Annotated in this window: 14 protein-coding genes; 7 read left to right on the top strand and 7 right to left on the bottom strand. The window is 70.8% G+C overall.

Annotation, left to right across the window (positions count from 1 at the left end; all coding sequences use genetic code 11):
- Nucleotides 1-29 precede the first annotated feature (29 nt).
- The 3 genes from OG504_RS07790 to OG504_RS07780 all read left to right on the top strand — a co-directional run bounded on the left by OG504_RS07790 (nt 30) and on the right by OG504_RS07780 (nt 4,184).
- Nucleotides 30-653 carry a TetR/AcrR family transcriptional regulator gene (locus tag OG504_RS07790; protein ID WP_405989082.1) on the top strand — a complete coding sequence of 208 codons (624 nt, stop codon included), beginning with the start codon at nt 30-32 and terminating at the stop codon, nt 651-653.
- A 208-nt stretch (nt 654-861) separates the two neighbouring features.
- Complete coding sequence (locus OG504_RS07785; RefSeq protein ID WP_405989081.1) at nt 862-3,120, top strand: MMPL family transporter; 2,259 nt, start codon at nt 862-864, stop codon at nt 3,118-3,120.
- Nucleotides 3,121-3,221: 101 nt separating this feature from the next.
- A complete protein-coding gene (locus OG504_RS07780) occupies nt 3,222-4,184 on the top strand; it encodes an SMP-30/gluconolactonase/LRE family protein (RefSeq protein WP_405989080.1) in 963 nt (320 codons plus the stop codon).
- Between the two features lie 62 nt (nt 4,185-4,246).
- Here the strand turns inward: OG504_RS07780 and OG504_RS07775 are convergent, their stop codons facing one another.
- Entirely contained in the window at nt 4,247-5,878 is a 1,632-nt protein-coding gene (locus tag OG504_RS07775) for an MFS transporter (protein ID WP_405989079.1), read from the bottom strand.
- A 147-nt stretch (nt 5,879-6,025) separates the two neighbouring features.
- On the opposite strand from OG504_RS07775, the gene OG504_RS07770 reads away from it, so the two are divergent.
- Nucleotides 6,026-7,021 (top strand): Lrp/AsnC family transcriptional regulator, encoded by a 996-nt coding sequence (locus tag OG504_RS07770; RefSeq protein ID WP_405989078.1) that lies wholly within the window; start codon nt 6,026-6,028, stop codon nt 7,019-7,021.
- A gap of 90 nt (nt 7,022-7,111) precedes the next feature.
- Here OG504_RS07770 and OG504_RS07765 read toward each other — a convergent pair whose 3' ends face one another.
- From OG504_RS07765 to OG504_RS07755, 3 genes are all read right to left on the bottom strand, one after another.
- On the bottom strand, nt 7,112-8,452 hold the full coding sequence (locus tag OG504_RS07765) for a jacalin-like lectin (protein ID WP_405989077.1): 1,341 nt from the start codon (nt 8,450-8,452) through the stop codon (nt 7,112-7,114).
- Nucleotides 8,453-8,899: 447 nt separating this feature from the next.
- Entirely contained in the window at nt 8,900-9,991 is a 1,092-nt protein-coding gene (locus OG504_RS07760) for a helix-turn-helix domain-containing protein (RefSeq protein ID WP_405989076.1), read from the bottom strand.
- Nucleotides 9,992-10,848: 857 nt separating this feature from the next.
- Nucleotides 10,849-11,832, bottom strand: coding sequence for an alpha/beta hydrolase (locus tag OG504_RS07755; RefSeq protein WP_405989075.1), 984 nt, complete (start codon nt 11,830-11,832; stop codon nt 10,849-10,851).
- 241 nt (nt 11,833-12,073) lie between these two features.
- On the opposite strand from OG504_RS07755, the gene OG504_RS07750 reads away from it, so the two are divergent.
- Nucleotides 12,074-13,021, top strand: a complete 948-nt coding sequence (locus OG504_RS07750) for a TerC family protein (RefSeq protein WP_405989074.1) — start codon at nt 12,074-12,076, stop codon at nt 13,019-13,021.
- 74 nt (nt 13,022-13,095) lie between these two features.
- A complete protein-coding gene (locus tag OG504_RS07745; protein WP_405989073.1) occupies nt 13,096-13,977 on the top strand; it encodes an LLM class F420-dependent oxidoreductase in 882 nt (293 codons plus the stop codon).
- A 79-nt stretch (nt 13,978-14,056) separates the two neighbouring features.
- Here OG504_RS07745 and OG504_RS07740 read toward each other — a convergent pair whose 3' ends face one another.
- A complete protein-coding gene (locus tag OG504_RS07740) occupies nt 14,057-14,620 on the bottom strand; it encodes an NADPH-dependent FMN reductase (RefSeq protein ID WP_405989072.1) in 564 nt (187 codons plus the stop codon).
- Between the two features lie 103 nt (nt 14,621-14,723).
- On the opposite strand from OG504_RS07740, the gene OG504_RS07735 reads away from it, so the two are divergent.
- The gene (locus OG504_RS07735) at nt 14,724-15,404 is read left to right on the top strand and encodes a TetR/AcrR family transcriptional regulator (protein ID WP_405989071.1); all 681 of its coding nucleotides are present in this window, start codon (nt 14,724-14,726) and stop codon (nt 15,402-15,404) included.
- A gap of 24 nt (nt 15,405-15,428) precedes the next feature.
- Here OG504_RS07735 and OG504_RS07730 read toward each other — a convergent pair whose 3' ends face one another.
- Nucleotides 15,429-16,565 carry an FAD-dependent oxidoreductase gene (locus OG504_RS07730; protein WP_405989070.1) on the bottom strand — a complete coding sequence of 379 codons (1,137 nt, stop codon included), beginning with the start codon at nt 16,563-16,565 and terminating at the stop codon, nt 15,429-15,431.
- A 39-nt stretch (nt 16,566-16,604) separates the two neighbouring features.
- Nucleotides 16,605-17,279 (bottom strand): TetR/AcrR family transcriptional regulator, encoded by a 675-nt coding sequence (locus tag OG504_RS07725; protein ID WP_405989069.1) that lies wholly within the window; start codon nt 17,277-17,279, stop codon nt 16,605-16,607.
- Nucleotides 17,280-17,399: the final 120 nt, after the last annotated feature.

Below are 17,399 nucleotides of genomic sequence, written 5' to 3'. Positions count from 1 at the left end.
TCGTGAGACTCAGTCGATATGATGAGGGTATGGCTCACGTTTCCGCGGCCGAGCGCCGCCCCCAGCTCATCAAAGCGGCCATCGACTTCATGACGAGGGAGGGGGTCGCGGCCGGCAGTACGCGTGCCATCGCCGCCGAGCTGGGGGTCGCCCAGGCCACGGTGCACTACACCTTCGGCACGAAGGAAGGGCTGTACCTCGCGGTCATGGAGCAGCTCACGGAGGATCTGGTGGCGCAGGTCGAACGGGCCGCGCCGGCCGACGGGGGGTTCGAGGAGACGGCGAGCGCGTTGGTGGCCGCACTGTGGCGGACGGTGCGTGAGCAGCCCGAGAGCCATCAACTCCTCACGGAACTGACCATGTTCGCGCTCCGCTCGCCCGCTCTGAGCGAGGCCCTCAATGCCCACTACCGGGGGGTGACCGAGGTGACCGCGAAGCTGATCACGCAGGCGGCCGAACGCACCGGCCAACCTCTCGCCCAGCCCGTCGACGCGATCGCGCGGTTCTTCCTCGGCGGATTCGACGGGCTCATGCTGCAACACCTCGCGCTGCCCGACGAGGAGGCCGAGCGCATCTGTCTCCAGGCCTTCGTGTCCGCCGTGGTGGGGATGGCCGGGGGACGGCTGGAGCTGGTGGCGGTACCGGTGAGCTGACGCGCCGCCTCAGGGGGACCACTCAACTTACAAGCGACCTTGTCATTCGACAAGGTCGCTTGTTTTTGTCGCCTGAATATCGCCTCTGAGCTGGTCTTTTGGCGAGGGGGGACATGCGTCACGGTTGATCGACTGGGTCGGTCGACTTGAGCGACTGATAAAGTCGGCTCATCGATCCCCTTCCCCGCCCCCTTCCAGGGAGTTAGTCATGGCTGTCCTGCTTCACCGGCTGGGTCACAGCGCCTACCGGCACCGCAAACTCGTCCTGGGTATATGGCTCTTCGTCCTGGCCGCGCTCATCACGTGCGTCGGCGTCTTCGGCGGCAAGCTCGACGACCGCTTCTCGGTGCCGGGCACCGAGTCGCAGCGGGCGTTGGACAGCCTGAGCAAGACCCTTCCGGAGGCCTCGGGCGCGAGCGCTCAGATCGTCTTCACGGCGCCTTCGGGGCACCGGATCACGGAAGCGCCGTACACGGCGGTCATCACCCGGACCGTGGCGCAGGCCGAGCAGGCACCCCAGGTCAGTGCGGTCGTCGACCCTCAGAGTGCCGGGGCTGTCTCGGCCGACCGGACGACGGCGATCGTCCAGGTCCACTACCGCGTGCAGACCGCCGAGGTCCGTACCTCGTCCGTGGACGCGATCAAGAACACGGCCCGCGCGGCGGAGAAGGACGGGCTACGGACCTCGGTCGGCGGCTCTGTCTTCAACAGCAACGGAGTGCACATCGGGCCGTCGGAGATCATCGGTGTGGCCGTGGCGCTGCTCGTGCTCGTCGTCACGTTCGGTTCGCTGCTCGCCGCCGGCATGGCGCTGCTGCCCGCGCTGATCGGGGTGGCGGCCGGACTCACCGGACTGCTCGCTCTCGCGCCCGCGGTCAGCATCTCCTCCACGGCCGTCACGCTCGCCCTGATGCTGGGCCTGGCCGTCGGCATCGACTACGTCCTGTTCATCCTCTCCCGCCACCGACAGCAACTCGCCCGCGGCGCCGAGCCGAAGGAATCCGTCGCGCTGGCCGTCGGCACGGCCGGCAGTGCCGTGGTCTTCGCCGGTACCACCGTGATCATCGCGCTCGCAGCGCTGAGCGTCATCGGCATCCCGTTCCTGACCACGATGGGTCTCGGGGCGGCTGGGGCGGTCCTCGTCGCGGTGCTGGCCGCGATCACTCTCGTCCCGGCGATCGCCGGTTTCGCCGGTACGCGACTCGCCCCCAAGCACGGGAGCCGTGCCGCGCGGCGGGCCGCCGATGCCGAAGGGGCCACCGGCCGCACCCCGTTGGGTACCCGGTGGACGAAGTGGGTCATCGCAAAGCCACTGCTGACCGTGCTCGCCGTCACGGGCATCCTGGTCACCCTCATGCTGCCCGCCGCCGACCTGCGCCTGGCGCTCCCCGACAACGGTTCCGCCCCGCACGCCTCCACCCAGCGCACGGCCTACGACACGATCGACGCGAAGTTCGGGCCCGGATTCAACGGCCCGCTGCTCGTCCTGGCCGAGACCAACGACCTCACGGGTGCGGCGAGTTCGGATGCGGGCGCCCAAGTGGCCGAGAAACTGCGGACCTTGAAGGACGTCAAGGCCGTCCTGCCCCCCGAGCCCACCACCGACCCGACGCAGCGCGTCATCACCGTGCTGCCCGACTCCGGTCCCGACAGCGCCCGTACGGACCGGCTCGTCCGGGACATCCGCGCGGTCGCGTCCGACGTCCGGGCCACCACCGGCGCCTCGATCGCGGTCACCGGCACCACCGCCGTCAACATCGACGTCTCCAACCGGCTCAGCGACTCCCTGCTGCCCTTCGTCGCCATCGTCGTCGGCCTCAGCCTGCTCCTGCTGATGATGGTCTTCCGGTCCCTGGTGATACCCGTCAAGGCGGCCGTCGGCTTCCTGCTCTCGGTGGGTGCCTCGCTCGGGTTGGTCGTGGCTGTCTTCCAGTGGGGCCGGCTGGCCGACGTGCTCGGTGTGCCGCACAGCGGTCCCGTCGTCAGCTTCCTGCCGATCATCCTGATCGGCGTGCTGTTCGGACTGGCCATGGACTACGAGGTGTTCCTCGTGTCCGGGATGCGCGAGGAGTGGGCCCACACCGGCCGGGCCCGTCAGTCGGTCGTCGACGGCGCCCGGCACAGTGTGCGGGTCGTCACCGCCGCCGCGCTCATCATGTTCACCGTCTTCGCCGGGTTCTTCCCGCTGGACGACTCCCTCATCAAGCCGATCGCGTTCGCGCTGGCGGTCGGCGTGGCCATCGACGCCTTCGCCGTCCGCATGACGCTCGTACCGGCGGTGCTTGCCCTCGCGGGGCGGGGCGCCTGGTGGTTGCCGGGCTGGCTGGACCGGCTCCTGCCCGACCTGGACGTCGAGGGAAGCAGCCTTCAGAAGGTCGTACCGGAGAAGGGCGTACCGGCGGAGCGTGGGGAATCCGAGGCTGAGCCTGCGGGTGCGGGCGGGGCGCGTGGGAACTCCGGGGAGTGATGGGCCGTTACGCAAATACCGGGCCTTGGGGCGGAGTTGAAGAAGATTTCACCCGAGCCCTGAGTCCGGAGCCCCCACCCCCGAATCCGGAGGCCCGAACGATGACCCGGATCCACCCTCACGCACACCCCCGGCCCACCCGGCGCGCCCTGCTCGGCGGCGCCGCCCTGACCGCCTTCACCGTGGCGACCGGCACCGGCACGGCGAGCGCCAACTCGTCCACTGCCCCCGCCGGTTGGCCGACGGAGTTCTCGCTGCCCAACGGCTTCCTTCCCGAGGGCATAGCCATCGGCAGCAGGCCGTACGCCTACCTGGGCTCCCGTGCCGACGGCGCCGTCCACCGCTTCGACCTGCGCACCGGCGAGGGCGAGGTCCTGTCCGAGGGTGCCACCGGCCTGGTGTCGGTCGGCCTGAAGCTGGATCACGACGGCCTGTTGTACGTCGCCGGCAGCACCGGGGGCGCGCGAGTCCTCGACTCCCGCACCGGTGAGGTACTGACGACCTATCAACTCACCCCCTCCACCGGCCACTTCATCAACGACGTCACCCTGCTCGGCGACCGCGCCTGGTTCACCGACTCGCTCGACGCCGTGCTCTACGGCGTGCCCCGCGGCCGTGCGGGCGGGGTCACCGCCCTGCCGCTCACCGGCGACTGGGTACAGACGCCCGGCGTGAACAACGCGAACGGCATCGTCGGCACCCCCGACGGGCACGGCCTGATCGTCGTCAGCAGCACACCCGGCAAGCTCTACAACGTGTCCCTCAAGACCGGCCGCGCCACCGAGATCACCCTGAGCGGCGCGGCCGATGTGGCCAACGGGGACGGGCTGTTCAGGATCGGCCGGACGCTGTACGTCGTCCAGAACCGGCTGAACCGGATCAGCGTGTTCGACCTCGACGCCAAGGTCAGCACCGCGACCCTGCGCCGTACGATCACCGACCCGCGTTTCGACGTCCCGACGACCGCCGCCCGCTTCGGCAACCGGCTCTATCTCGTCAACGCCCGTTTCACCAGCCCGCAGACGCCGGACACGACGTTCACCGCTGTCGCCGTATCGATCTGAGGTGACAGCGGGCGGGGCCCCGAAGCCGCGCAACGGGGTCCCGCCCATGGGTGGTTCGTGCCTCAGCGGTTCGGTGCCGGGTCAACTGCCGCTACCACGGCTGCTGTTGGCGCCCCAGCTGTGGCCTTGCTCGCGCCGGCCACCGGAGCCGCCGTAGACGCAGAAGCCTGTCGCGGGCGGCGCAGCAACAGCACGCACACCAGGGCCGCGAGGAGAGTCAGCGAGCCGGCCACCACCAGGCACAGCCGCATGCCGTCCAGGAAGGAGTCGCTCAGTGCTGCGAGGGCCCGGCCGGTGTTCGGGCCGAGATTCATGTGGGCGACGGCGCCGAGGCCGTCCGCGTCGGCGGTCGCGACGATGTTCTGCCGCGTTGCGCCCGTCACCCCGGCGTCGGCGAGGTGGCCGGGCAGGGTGTCGAGCGCCTTGGTGGAGAGCAGTGCGCCCAGGACGGCCGGGCCGAGCGCGCCACCGACCTGGCGGAACGCGTTGTTGCCGGCCGCGGCCATCCCCGCCTGCTGATACGGCACGGAGGCCACGGCGGTCGCGGTCATCGGCGTCAGGACCGTGCCGATGCCCAGGCCCAGCAGCGCCAGCCGCCAGGCGATGGACGCGAACGAGGTGCCGGCCTCGACGCCGGTCAGCGCGAACAGCGCGCCGGAGATGACCAGCAGACCCCCGGTGATCAGGACGCGCGGCGCGACCCGGTGCATCAGCCGCCCGACCGGTTGGCCGACCACGATCGCCGCCGCGGTGACCATGAGCAGCCGCAACGCCGCCTGAAGCGTGTCGAGTTGCTGCACCATGCCGAAGTAGAGGCTGAGCAGGAAGAAGAAGCCGATGAGCGCGAGGAAGGTGATCATCGCGACCAGCGTGGTGGCGGTGAACGCCGGGCTGCGGAACAGCGTCAGGTCCAGCATCGGGCTGTCGCTGCGCCGCTCGACGAGCACGAACGCGACCCCGCCGACCACCGCGGTGAACAGCGCCACCATGACCTTGACGTCCGTGAAGGAACCGGCGCCGCCCTCGATCACGCCGTAGACCAGCGCGGTGATGGCGAGGGCGGCGGTGAGCTGGCCGGACCAGTCGAGCTTGCGGCCGTGCGGGGCCCGGGAGTCGGGCAGCAGGCGGGCGGCGAAGCCCAGCGCGATCAGCGGGACGGGGACGGAGATGAGGTAGATCCAGCGCCAGGCGGCGTGGTCGAGGATGACTCCGGCGATCAGCGGGCCCACTGCCAGCGCCGCCATCAGCGCGGTCGCCCACAGGCCGATGAACTTGCCGCGTTCCCGGTGGTCGGGCACCGCGTGGCTGATCAGCGCCAGCGTGGTCGGCAGCAGGGTCGCCGCGCCGAGACCGGCGAACGCCTGGCCGATCCACAGCACGTGCACCGACTGCGCGGACAGGGCCACGGCGGCCCCGACGGCGGAGAACAACAGGCCCGCCTGGAACACCTTCTTGCGTCCGTGCACATCGCCGAAGACTCCGGCGGTGAGGATGAACGCGGCCATGGGCAGGACGAACGCGTCCTGGACCCACGACAGTTGGGCGGTCGACGCGTTCAGCGCCGACTGGATGGCGGGCAGGCTCACGGCGACCGTGGTCACCGGCAAGTAGGCGACGAAGACGCCGAGGCAGGCCATGACGAGGGTGGCCGCCCGCCGGTCGGGCCGCCCGCTCGCCGGGGTCGTGACGTTCACGGGGAACTCTCCTTCTCGAATGCGGTGCCCTCGAACTCGAACAGGCACGCGCCTCAGGATCAGCTCCGTCATGGACAATCACCAACGTACGACCGAGAAGCGGACCAAAACCTCTATCCCGCGCCTCTTTGGTGTCACACTTCCCTCATGATTGACGAAGTCGACGGGAAAATCCTCCGTGCGCTGCAGTGTGCGCCGCGCGCCTCGTTCCGGCTGATCGGCGAGGTGGCCGGGGTGTCGGAGCAGACCGCCGCCCGTCGTTTCCACGCCCTGCGCCGTTCCGGGGTGATGCGGGTGGTCGGTCTGGTCGACCCCGCCGTCCACGGTGACGCGCGCTGGGTGGCCCGGATCCGCTGCCGCCCCGACCGGGTCGGCCCGCTCGCCGACGCGCTCGCCCGACGGCCCGACATCGCCTACGCGGGCCTCGCGTCCGGCGGTTCGGAGATCATCTGCGTCATGAGCGCGCCGGTGCACGTGACGCGCGACGACGTCCTGTTGCGTCAACTGCCCAGGTCCGCATCGGTCCTCGACGTGAGCATCGACCTGCTCATCCACCCCTTCGGCACGTCAGGACCGAGCGACTGGACGGGCTACGGCGGCCGGCTCACGCCCGAGCAGATCCGTCAACTCGTGGGCGAGCGACCCGACTTCCCCACCGGACCACCCGTACGCCTCACCGATGAGGACACCCCGCTGCTCGACGCCCTCGCGGAGGACGGCCGTGCCACCCACACCCAACTCGCCGACGCCACCGGCTGGTCCACGGCTCGCGTCGCCCGCCGACTGGACGCCCTGGAGAACTCGGGAGCCCTCGCCTACGACGTCGAACTGCTCTCCGCACGCCTCGGGTTCGCGCTCAACGCCACCCTGTGGCTGCGCGTCGCCCCCGCCCGCCTCGAACGCGTCGGCGAGGAACTAGCGGACCACGACGAGGTGGCCTTCGTCGCCGCCATCAGTGGCGACTCCAATGTCATGGTCGTCGTCATCTGCCGTGACACAGAGGACCTTTACCGGTATCTGACCACCAAGGTCGCCGCCGTCGCGGGCATCGACGGCTACGGCGTGAGCGTCCACGTCCACCGCCTGAAGCAGGCCACCTCGCTCATCTCGCGCGGGCGACTGGTGCCCCCGGCGTTCGCGTGACGCGGCCGGGACGCACGGCGCCGGATCACCCGCGGTGGCGGATGACCCGGCGCCCAACTGCCGTACGGTGCTTGCCGTTTCGGCGTCCGGTCAGCGCTTCGTGTAGATGAAGCCGACCTTGTCCAGCTCGTCGCCGGAGCGCCCGTGGAAGCCGGCGATCTGCCAGCCGGACGGGGCGGTGCGGGTCACGCAGTCCGAGGTGGTGGTGCCACCGGCCAGGGTGTTGCCCAGGTTGGTGGTGAACTTGGCGTAGAAGATCCGCGTGGTGTCGCTGTACTTGCCCTCGCACAGGTACGCCGACGTCACGTACTCCCCGCTCCCCAGCGTCAGCGAGGACGCGGTGCCGCCCGTGCCGCCGTGGGTGAGGGTGGTGCCGTTGGCGAGGGTGATGCCGACCTGGTCGACGCGGGAGCCGGAGCGCAGCGAGATGGTGGTGGCGCGGGCGGCCGCCGGGACACTGTTGATGTCCTGGTAGTAGTCGCCGTGCGGGCCGCCGAACTGGTCGCTGAGCTGGTAGTCCGCGTTCTGCGACCAGGTGAAGCCGACCGTGATCGGGTCGTGGTCGGAGAGCATCAGCCCGTCCGAGGTCAGGAACTTGGCGTGCTCGTTGTTGTACGACGTCGCGTTGAGCGTGACCAGCTTGCTGCTGCGGTAGAGGACCTTGTCCACGACCTCGCAGGTGTTGGGCACGGTGGCCCCGGTCTGGTCGCACAGCAGCGTGTCGCTGCCCTTGGCCGGCGCCACGCCGCCGCGGACCACCTTGACCCAGGCGTCGGTGAGCCCGTTGGCCGCGCCGAACTCCGCGATGGTGTCGGCGGTGCGGGTGTAACGGGTGTTCGTGTCACCCATGACGACGACCGCGTTGCCCGCCGAGTGGGTGCCGATGAACGAGGTCAACTGGCTGAGGTTGTCCGCGCGGGAGGCCTCGTCGCCGTCGTTCGTACCGGCGTTGGTGTGCAGGTTGTAGAAGTCGACGTACACCCCCTCGGACAGCCGCTCGCGCATGAAGGTGAAGCCCTTGGGGGTCAGGCAGTCGCCCGAGTCGATCTGGCAGGAGTTCCAGCCGACCCGCTCGAAGTCGTCGCCGTCCCAGGCGTAGTCGGCGACGGTGTTGAGCCCGCTGCCGATACCGGCGCCGCCGCTGGTCGCGGTGCGGTACGGGTGGGTGTCGGTGGAGTACAGGTAGGCGTGGTAGTTGAAGTCCTCCTGCACGTTCACGATGTCGTACGGGGCGATGCGCGTGCCAATCGCGGTGGTGCTCGTGTCCCGCGGCGTCGAGGCGCTGGACAACGACTCCGGGAGCCCGGCGACGTTGTAGGTGAGCACGCTGAAGCTGCCCGACGTTGCGGCGGCGGCCGGTGTAGCTGCGGCCACCGTGATCCCGCCCAGGGCCGCGGCTGCGGCCGCCAGACAGGCGAGAAGTCTGCGCATGGGGAAGTGCCTCCTGCGGAGTGACAGAGGGGGAGGGTGTTGCGGCGCTCATGTCAAAATGTAGCGACAAGCGCTTGCTATGACTCCCCTTCAGCCGCACCGAATCAGGAATTCCGCGTGGCGCGGAGATGGCCAAGTCCCCCCGCCTGCCCGTTTGTTGTCAGTGCGGGGGGATACGGTCCACAGATACGGGACAGGGCATCCACATCACCGGAGACGACTGCCGGAGCTGGAGGACGGGCGGCAGTTGAGGCGGCCGACGCCGAACTGCCCATGATCCCGGCACCGTTGAACCGCACCGGCCCCGCAGGTGGTCCATGGCCGCTGAACACGCGCCCCGGCGAGAGCCGGCTCTGGACGGCGTTGCGCTGGAGTGAGCGCGGAATCATCGCCAAGATGCGCGAGGTGGGGAGCGCGGTCTCTTCCGACCCCCGTACGACCTGACTGCTACGGCCGCGCCAAGTGCCGCATCGTCAGCGCCAGTTGGAGTCGTAGTCGCCCCTGTGGAGTACGTACGGGCCAGCCCAGCAGGGCCTCCGCGTGGGTCAACCGGTCCTGGAGCGTGGAGTGGTGGACGTTGATCTCGGTGGCCGCCGCGCGGAGGCTGGTCGTGCTGGCGACGGCGTTCAGAGTGGCCAGCAGCCAGGGCGCGTTGACCGCCGCTGCTTCCACGTCGCGGACATCGGGCGGCGGTTCGGCACCGGGTGCGACCAGTTCGGCGAGGAGGGCGACGCCGCCGAGCTCGTCGGCGTGCACGATGCGGTGGCCCGGGTCCTGTGCGGTGCCGTCGGCGGTGAAGCGGAGGGCGGTGCGGGCGGCAGCCCAGGAGCGGGGGAGGTCCAGTACGGGGACGGCGGGGCCGATGCCGACTCGGCCGACGGGCAACTCGCCGTCCGAGTGCGGTGGTTGGGGGCCGGAACCGTCCGGGGCTGCCTGCGGATCGCTGTCCGACACGGGTCGCGGACCGGACGTACCCGTCGTCTCCCGGGGCGCGGCGACGACCCGGGGCGGTCCGTCGAGCGGGGCGAGAACCCGGGCCCGGGTCGCGGGGTCGGCCGGGTCGAGGCCGAGGCGACGGGCCGCGTGCAGCCGGGCCGGCTCGGGAGCCGTTGCGTCGAGCAGGGTCTCGACCAACTCCGGGTCGTCGGCGGGCACCCGGCCCCGAGTGCGATCGAGCACGAGCCGTACGGCACCGGCCGCCCGCTCCAGGATCACCGCGTCGACGACACTGGGCGCCGCCTGAGCCGCACGCTCCAGCCAGAGCGCGGAAACCCCGCCCGGCGTCAGCGCGGCGGACGGCCAGGCGGGATCCGGCGGCGACGCGCTGTCCCGGCGCGTACCGTCCGCCTCGACCCGCACCCGGACCCGCCGCTCGGCGTCGACCAGCCGCGCGGCACACCCGGCCAGCACCGCCGCCCCACGCACCAGCGCCTCGAGCCCGGCCCGCGACTCGGCAAGGCGATCGAAGTACCCGATGACCCGCACGGCGGCACCGGCGTCCGGATCCAGCGCGGTCAGGCGCCCGGCCAGCTCTTTCATATGCCCATGGTGCGGCATGCCCCCGGCGGAGAGGAGGGATGGGACGTGGGTATCCCGCACGGTCCGTCCCTGGAGGGCGCTGACGGGGGAGCTTCCCTGGTGTGCCGCTTGCGCGCGGCGCGCGGGTATCGCGCACAGGCTGTCCCCGGAGGGCGCCGACTGAGGAGCTTCCCTGGTGCGCCGCTCGCGCACGGCGCGCGGGTATCGCGCGCAGGCCGTCCCCGGAGGGCGCCGACTGAGGAGCTTCCCTGGTGCGCCGCTCGCGCACGGCGCGCCGGTGTCGCCGCGGTCGCAGGTCCAAGCCGCCGGCGGCCTCTGCTGCATCTGGTGTGCCGTGCCTCCGGTGGAGAGGCGCCCGGTCGAGTGGCGGCGGCGCCAACACACCGACGTCACCGCGGCCGCGCACCCACGCCCCCTAAGCCGCCGCCTACCGCCTCCGCTGCCCGAGCCGTCCGCGAGACCACCGCCCGCGGAGCGAACCCGTCGGACCCGGGAAAGCCTCCCGGCGATGGCGGAGGCGCCACGTCGCGCCGCGATCACGGCAGCTGTATCCCCTCGCTCCCCATGCCGTCGCTAGCAGCTTCCTCGGCCGGCTCATGTGCGCGGCCCGGGCCGCCCGGGAGCGAATCCGTCCAACCCGTGGAAGCCCCCGTCCAAGGCCGAGGCGCCACGTCGCGCCGCCCTCGCCGCGGCCGTATCCCCTCGCCCCTCAAGCCGCCGCCGGCAGCCTCGTCGGCCGGCTCACGTGCACGGCCCGAGCCGCCCGGAAGCGAACCCGTCGAACCCGTGGAAGCCCCCCGTCCAAGGCCGAGGCGCCGTGGCACGCCCCTCTCACCGCGGCCGTACCCCCACGCCCCTCAGCTCGCCCCCAACAACCTCCGCAGCCAACTCACATGCGCCGCCCGTGCCGCCTGCGACACCGCCGCCTGCGGCGCGAAGCCGTCGAAGCCGTGGAAACCGCCCGGCCAGACGTGGAGTTCCGCGACGCCGCCTGCCTGCCAGAGGCGGGACGCGTACGTGACCACTTCGTCGCGGAAGGTTTCCGCCGAGCCGACGTCCAAGAAGGCCGGGGGGAGACCCGTGAGGTCTTCCGCCCTCGCCGGGGCCGCGTACGGCGACACGTCGGGGGTGCCGCGGCGGTCGCCGAGGAGAGCCGTCCAGCCGGTTTCGTTGGCCGTGCGGTCCCAGACGCCGACACCGGTCATCTGGTGGGCGGACGGGGTGTCGTTGCGGTCGTCGAGCATCGGGCACAGCAGGAGCTGGCCGATGGGGCGCGGGCCGCCGCGGTCGCGGGTGAGGAGGGCCAGCGCCGCGGACAGGCCGCCGCCCGCGCTCGCGCCCATGATGACGATCCGCTCGGGATCGCCGCCGAGCTCCTTCGCGTGCTCCGCCGTCCACAGCAGACCGGCGTACACGTCCTCGATCGGCGCGGGGTGCGGGTGTTCGGGCGCCAGCCGGTACTCCACCGACACCACCACCGCGTCCAGCTCCCGCGCGTACTCCAGCGCCCCGGTCACCCCGACCCGCCGGTCGCCGAGCACCATCCCGCCGCCGTGCACGTGATAGATGACGGGCAGTGCGCCCGCCGTCGCCGGTGCGGTCGGGCGGCCGATCAGCAGCGTGATGTCGGGCTCGCCGACCGGGCCCGCCACCTCCCTGTCCTCGATGGCGAAGGCTCCGTCGAGCGTCAGGTCCATCTCCATCGACTGCATGATCGCCGGGCCCCGGCGGATCTCGTCGATGTCCGCCAGCGTCATCCCGGGCGAGATGAACTCCTTGATCAGCTCCAGCGCCGCGGCGAGTTCGGGGTCGAACGGGGGCGGGGGCGGGGTGGACGTCATGGGCTTCTCCTGACGCTGGGTGCGGCGGCTCGTACGGCCATACTCCGCGCTCGTACCCCCGTTCCGTGCTCCGCCGTCCGGCGGAACCTTCCCGCCGGACGGCGGGTGTGCCTTGCCAGGACGTGATCTGTTGTTCACCTGCGGGACGTGGAAGGGATCCCTCGCACAGACAACGATGTCGAAACCGCTGTGGCCGCCTGTATCCCCGCATCTGCTGATTCATGTACCAGGAGCACCACCCGTGAACATCTCCCTGACCGTCTGGCTGCTGACGATCGCCGCCCTGTGCGCCCTCGTCGGCGTCGACTTCCTCATCGGCCGCAAACCCCACGACGTCTCCGTCAAGGAAGCCGGCGTCTGGACCGTGGTCTGGGTCGTCCTGGCCTGCCTGTTCGGGCTCGGACTGCTCGTCTACGGCGGGAGCGGGCCCACCGGGGAGTTCTTCGCCGGGTACATCACCGAGAAGTCGCTGAGCGTCGACAACCTCTTCGTGTTCGTGCTGATCATGGGCAAGTTCGCGGTGCCGTCCCAGTACCAGCAACGGGTGCTCATGGTCGGGGTCCTCGTCGCCCTGGTGCTGCGCGCCGGCTTCATCGCGGCCGGTGCCGCGATCATCTCCACGTTCTCCTGGGTCTTCTACCTCTTCGGCGCGTTCCTCATCTGGACCGCCTGGAAGCTCGTCCAGGACGCCCGCAAGGGCCACGAGAACGAGGAGTACGAGGAGAACAAGCTCCTCAAGATCGCCGAACGCCGCTTCGGAGTCGCCGACCGCTACCACGGCACCAAGCTGTTCATCACGGAGAACGGCAAGCGCATCATGACCCCGATGCTGGTCGTGATGCTCGCCATCGGCTCCACCGACGTCCTCTTCGCGCTCGACTCCATCCCCGCGATCTACGGCCTCACCCAGGACCCGTACATCGTCTTCACCGCCAACGCCTTCGCCCTGATGGGGCTGCGCCAGCTGTACTTCCTCATCGGCGGCCTGCTGAAGAAACTCGTCCACCTCAGCTACGGCCTGTCGATCATCCTCGGCTTCATCGGCGTCAAACTGGTGCTGCACGCCCTGCACGAGTCCGGCGTGCACGTCCCGGAGATCTCCATCCCCTTCTCCCTCGGCTTCATCGTGCTCGTGCTCGCGGTGACGACGTTCACCAGCCTGCGCGCCACGAGGACGCAGAGCGCTTGACTTCGAGAGCGCTCGAAGACCTACCGTCGCGAAGGACGGTGAAGGTCCGGGTGGGCTGTGAGAGGGAGTCGGGCATGCGGGTCGGCGTACACATCAACCGGTTCAACCATCCCGGAGGGCCGACGGCGATCGGGCCCGAGCTGGCCGCGGCGGGTGCCGCGGCCGAGGCGGCGGGCGTCAGCTGGCTCTCGGTGATGGACCACTACTTCCAGATGGAGTTCAACGGCGGCGCCGAGGACGCCATGCTGGAGGCCTACACGACCCTGGGCTATCTCGCGGGCCGCACGTCCACGGTCCAACTGGGCGCGCTGGTCACGGGAGTGACGTACCGTCAGCCCGGACTCCTCGCGAAGATCGCCGCCACGCTCGACGTTCTGTCCGGTGGCCGGGCCACGCTCGGCATCGGGGCGGCCTGGTACGACCGTGAGCACCACGGTCTCGGCGTGCCGTACCCGCCGGTCGCGGAGCGGTTCGAGCGGCTGGAGGAGGCCCTGCGGATCTGTCTGCAGATGTGGGACCCGGAGACGAACGGCCCCTTCGAGGGCAAGCACTACCGGCTCGCCGAGACCCTCTGCGTGCCCGCGCCGACCAGCGGCCCGCACCCCGAGATCATGATCGGCGGCGGCGGGGAGAAGAAGACCCTGCGGCTGGTCGCCCAGTACGCCGACGCCTGCAACCTGATCGTGTCGACCCCCGACGAGCTGCGGCACAAGCTCGACGTGCTGCGCGGGCACTGCGACAACCTGGGGCGCGACTACGACCGTATCCGCAAGACGATCGTCTACGGCGGCGAGTCGGTCACCGCGGGCGATGTCGATGCGTTCCTCGGGGAGATCAACGGCTTCACGAAGCTTGGCGTCGACACGGTCATTCTGGGCCCGCGCACGGGTGAACCGGCCGAGTGGATCGAGCGGTTCGTGGCGCCGGCGGTGCCGCGCCTGGCCGAACTGGACTGACCGGAGCGGCCGTTGGGACACGAAGGGGCCGGAGTCCGTGTGGACTCCGGCCCCTTCGGCTGTGCGGTGGGTGCCCGGATCAGGCGGCGACGGTCTCGCCCGCGAGGCCGTGCAGCTGCGCGATGACCTCGGTCAGCTGGGCGGCGACCTCGGCGTCGTCGGCCGGGTGGGTCTCGGCGAAGCGGGTCACGGAACCGGGGATCGAGAGCTTGATCTCCTCGACGACCTTGCCGCCGGCGATGCCGACAGCCTTGCGGGTCTCGTCCTGCGCCCACACGCCGCCGAACTGGCCGTACGCGGTGCCGACCACGACGACCGGCTTTCCGCCGAAGCCGCTGGCGCCGTAGGGGCGGGACAGCCAGTCGATGGCGTTCTTCAGGACGGCCGGGATGGTGCCGTTGTACTCGGGGGAGAAGAAGAGGAACGCGTCGGCGGAGCCGGCGGCCGCGCGGAGCTTGGCGGCGGGGGCCGGAACATTGCCCTCGACGTCGATGTCCTCGTTGTAGAACGGGATCTCGGCGAGACCCTCGAAGATCTCGATGTCGGCGCCCTCGGGCGCGAACTTCACGGCGGCCTCGGCGAGCTGGCGGTTGTGCGAGCCGGCACGCAGGCTGCCGACGAGCGCGAGGATACGAACAGACATGGGGACTCCAAGAGGGGGCTGAAACACTGCCGTTACGATCCGGACCGAGGTCCGTTTAAAAGTTGTACCAGGCTAAGCGGACCGCGGTCCAGTTTTGTTCCCGGTGCTTTACGCTGTCTTCATGTCCAGCGCCCTGCCGCCCTTTCCGAAGCCCGAGGAGTCCATAAGCGAACCCCGGTTGCTGGAGGTCCGCTCGTACGCCGACGAGCCCTGCCTGCGCGCCGACGCGGCCCGTAATCGCGCCAAGCTGCTGGAGGCCGCCGCCCGGCTGATCGCCGAGCACGGAGTGGCCGGCGTCACCATGGAGGCCGTGGCCGCCGCGGCCCAGGTCGGCAAGGGAACCGTCTTCCGCCGCTTCGGCGACCGCACCGGCCTGCTGATGGCGCTGCTGGACCACTCCGCGCAGACACTCCAGGCCGACTTCCTCGGCGGGCCGCCCCCGCTGGGCCCCGGAGCCCCGCCGGTCGAGCGGCTGCGGGCGTTCGGCGTGGCAGTGCTGTACCGCCATGCCGAGCAGCTGGACCTGCAGATGGCCGCGCAGCCGGAAGCCACCCGCCGGTTCGCCCACTCCGCGCTCCAGGCGCTGCGCACCCACGTCACGATGCTGCTGCGGCAGATCCTCCCGGCCGCCGACTGCGAGTTGCTCTCCCAGACGCTGATGGCATATCTCGACCCCGCCCTGATCCACCACCTGACCAGGCAGTGCGGGATGCCCATGGAGCGGCTGGAGGAGGGCTGGATCGACCTCGTCGACCGCATCACCCGTACGCAGCAGCCCAGTTGAGCCCGCCCCGCTGAACGGCCCGGCTCAGCCCATGCTCGCGAAGAAGTCGAGCATGCCCTGCGGTGCGTCCTCGCCGAACATCAGGATGCCGTTCGCCGCGGATTCCTCCGCCGCCTCCTCGCTGCGCGGGAACAGCTTCTCCTCGTAGGCGGCCAGCGCGGCCTCGGTGTCGCCCGGGTGCGCGGCCAGCGCCTCGCCCAGTTCGGCCCCGTCGAACATGGCCAGGTTGGCGCCCACGCCCGCGAACGGCGACATCAGATGGGCCGCGTCGCCCAGCAGCGTGACCCCGGGCACCCGCTCCCACCGGTGCCCGATCGGCAGGGCGTGGATCTGGCGCGGGGTCAGCGGCCCGTCCGCGTCGGCGAGCAGCGCCCGCAGGCTCTTGTCCCAGTCCGCGAAGTGCTCCAAGGTGTACGCCTTCCCCGCCGCGATGTCGGTGAAGTCGACGCCGTCGAACGCGTCCTCGGGGACGGCCAGCGCGACGTAGATGTGCAGGCTGCCGTCGGTCTCGCGGTGGGCCAGGAAGCCCTTGCCCGCGCCGAGCGCCATCATCATGCCGCCGCCGACGACCTCGGCGCTCACGGGATGCCGTACGTCGGCGTCCGGCAGGTCCACCTCGACGAACGAGATGCCGACGTACGCGGGCTTCGCGTCCGAGAGCAGGGGGCGGATCCTGGACCAGGCGCCGTCCGCGCCGATCAGGAGATCGGTGGTGAACGAGGTGCCGTCCGCGAGTGTCACCTCGTGCCGCCCGCCGTCGAGCGGGCGGGCACCGGTGACCTTCGCGCCCCAGCGGACGGTTCCCTCGGGGAGCGAGCCGAGCAGCAGATCACGCAGCTGGCCGCGGTCCACCTCGGGCCGCCCGCCGGTGCCGTCGTCGGGGTCGTCCAGGAGGACCGTGCCGGTCTTGTCGAGGACGCGGGTGCTCTCGCCGCCCGGGTTGACCAGCGCGCGGAACTCCTCGTACAGGCCCGCCGCGCGCAGCGCCGGCTGGCCCGAGTCGTCGTGGATGTCGAGCATGCCGCCCTGGGTGCGCGCGGCGGGGGAGGCGTCCAGGTCGAGGACGGCGGCCTCGACGCCGTTGACGTGCAGGACCCGGGCGAGCGTGAGCCCGCCGAGTCCGCCGCCGACGATCGCGACGGGGTGATGGGGGGTGGTCATGATGGCCTCCTGGAAGCTTGAAGTGGGCGGTGAACAGGGTCAGTTGGGTACGGCGGTCCGCTCGATCCCGTTGATCAGCGCCTGGAGTCGCCAGGACAGGCGGGCCGGAGGCGCCCCGGCGAGCAGGTCGCCGGAGCGGGCGGCGATGTGCGGGTGGGTCCGGTCGGACGCATTGCGCACGGCGTCGGTCAGGGCGTCCCAGTCGTCCCGGGAGGTGTCGTCGCCCGAGTGCTCGGCGGCCGTCGCGGTGGCCTGCTGGAGCAGCAGGTCCACGCCCCACGCGGCCTGCGCCGGCGGGACACCGCCCTCGTCGAGCAGGGCCAGCAGGGTCTCGATCAGGTTCAGGTAGTGCGGGCCGCTGGGCCAGGCCGTCAGCGCCGAACGGGCGAGACTCGGGTGCTCGAAGAGCATCGCGGTGTACGCGGTGAGCACCTGCTCGATCCGCTCGCGCCAGGAACCCTCGGTGGGCGCCGGTCCGATCGTGCCGAGCAGTTCGTCCAGGACGGCCGCGTGCAGCTCCGCGGTGTTGCGGACGTACACGTACAACGAGGCCGGACCGGTGTCGAGTTCCTGGGCCAGGCGCCGCATGGTGACCTTCCTCAGGCCCTCGGCGCGAAGGACCTTCACCGCGGCGGCGACTATGCCCTCCCTGCTCAGGGCGGGTTTCGCCGGCCGGTCACGGCGGCTGCGCGGGGTATCGGGGCGAGCTGTCATGCCTCCACGGTAACGAACATGTTCGCTCCGAACAAGTTCGTGACGAACGTGTTCGTAAAATACCGGACCATGTTGCCCTCGTGACGACCGTTCCCCCGCCGCACTCCAAGGCCCCGGCTT

This window comes from Streptomyces sp. NBC_00986 (genome assembly GCF_045162565.1).
In the GTDB taxonomy this organism is placed as follows: Bacteria; Actinomycetota; Actinomycetes; order Streptomycetales; family Streptomycetaceae; genus Streptomyces.
This window is presented reverse-complemented; position numbering and strand designations above follow the sequence as displayed.

Excerpts from the sequence above, each read along its gene's own strand:
- OG504_RS07790 (WP_405989082.1), top strand. The coding sequence starts at position 30 with ATGGCTCACGTTTCCGCGGCCGAGCGCCGCCCCCAGCTCATCAAAGCG.
- OG504_RS07785 (WP_405989081.1), top strand. The coding sequence starts at position 862 with ATGGCTGTCCTGCTTCACCGGCTGGGTCACAGCGCCTACCGGCACCGC.
- OG504_RS07780 (WP_405989080.1), top strand. The coding sequence starts at position 3,222 with ATGACCCGGATCCACCCTCACGCACACCCCCGGCCCACCCGGCGCGCC.
- OG504_RS07770 (WP_405989078.1), top strand. The coding sequence starts at position 6,026 with ATGATTGACGAAGTCGACGGGAAAATCCTCCGTGCGCTGCAGTGTGCG.
- OG504_RS07765 (WP_405989077.1), bottom strand. The coding sequence starts at position 8,452 with ATGCGCAGACTTCTCGCCTGTCTGGCGGCCGCAGCCGCGGCCCTGGGC.
- OG504_RS07760 (WP_405989076.1), bottom strand. The coding sequence starts at position 9,991 with ATGAAAGAGCTGGCCGGGCGCCTGACCGCGCTGGATCCGGACGCCGGT.
- OG504_RS07755 (WP_405989075.1), bottom strand. The coding sequence starts at position 11,832 with ATGACGTCCACCCCGCCCCCGCCCCCGTTCGACCCCGAACTCGCCGCG.
- OG504_RS07745 (WP_405989073.1), top strand. The coding sequence starts at position 13,096 with ATGCGGGTCGGCGTACACATCAACCGGTTCAACCATCCCGGAGGGCCG.
- OG504_RS07740 (WP_405989072.1), bottom strand. The coding sequence starts at position 14,620 with ATGTCTGTTCGTATCCTCGCGCTCGTCGGCAGCCTGCGTGCCGGCTCG.
- OG504_RS07730 (WP_405989070.1), bottom strand. The coding sequence starts at position 16,565 with ATGACCACCCCCCATCACCCCGTCGCGATCGTCGGCGGCGGACTCGGC.
- OG504_RS07725 (WP_405989069.1), bottom strand. The coding sequence starts at position 17,279 with ATGACAGCTCGCCCCGATACCCCGCGCAGCCGCCGTGACCGGCCGGCG.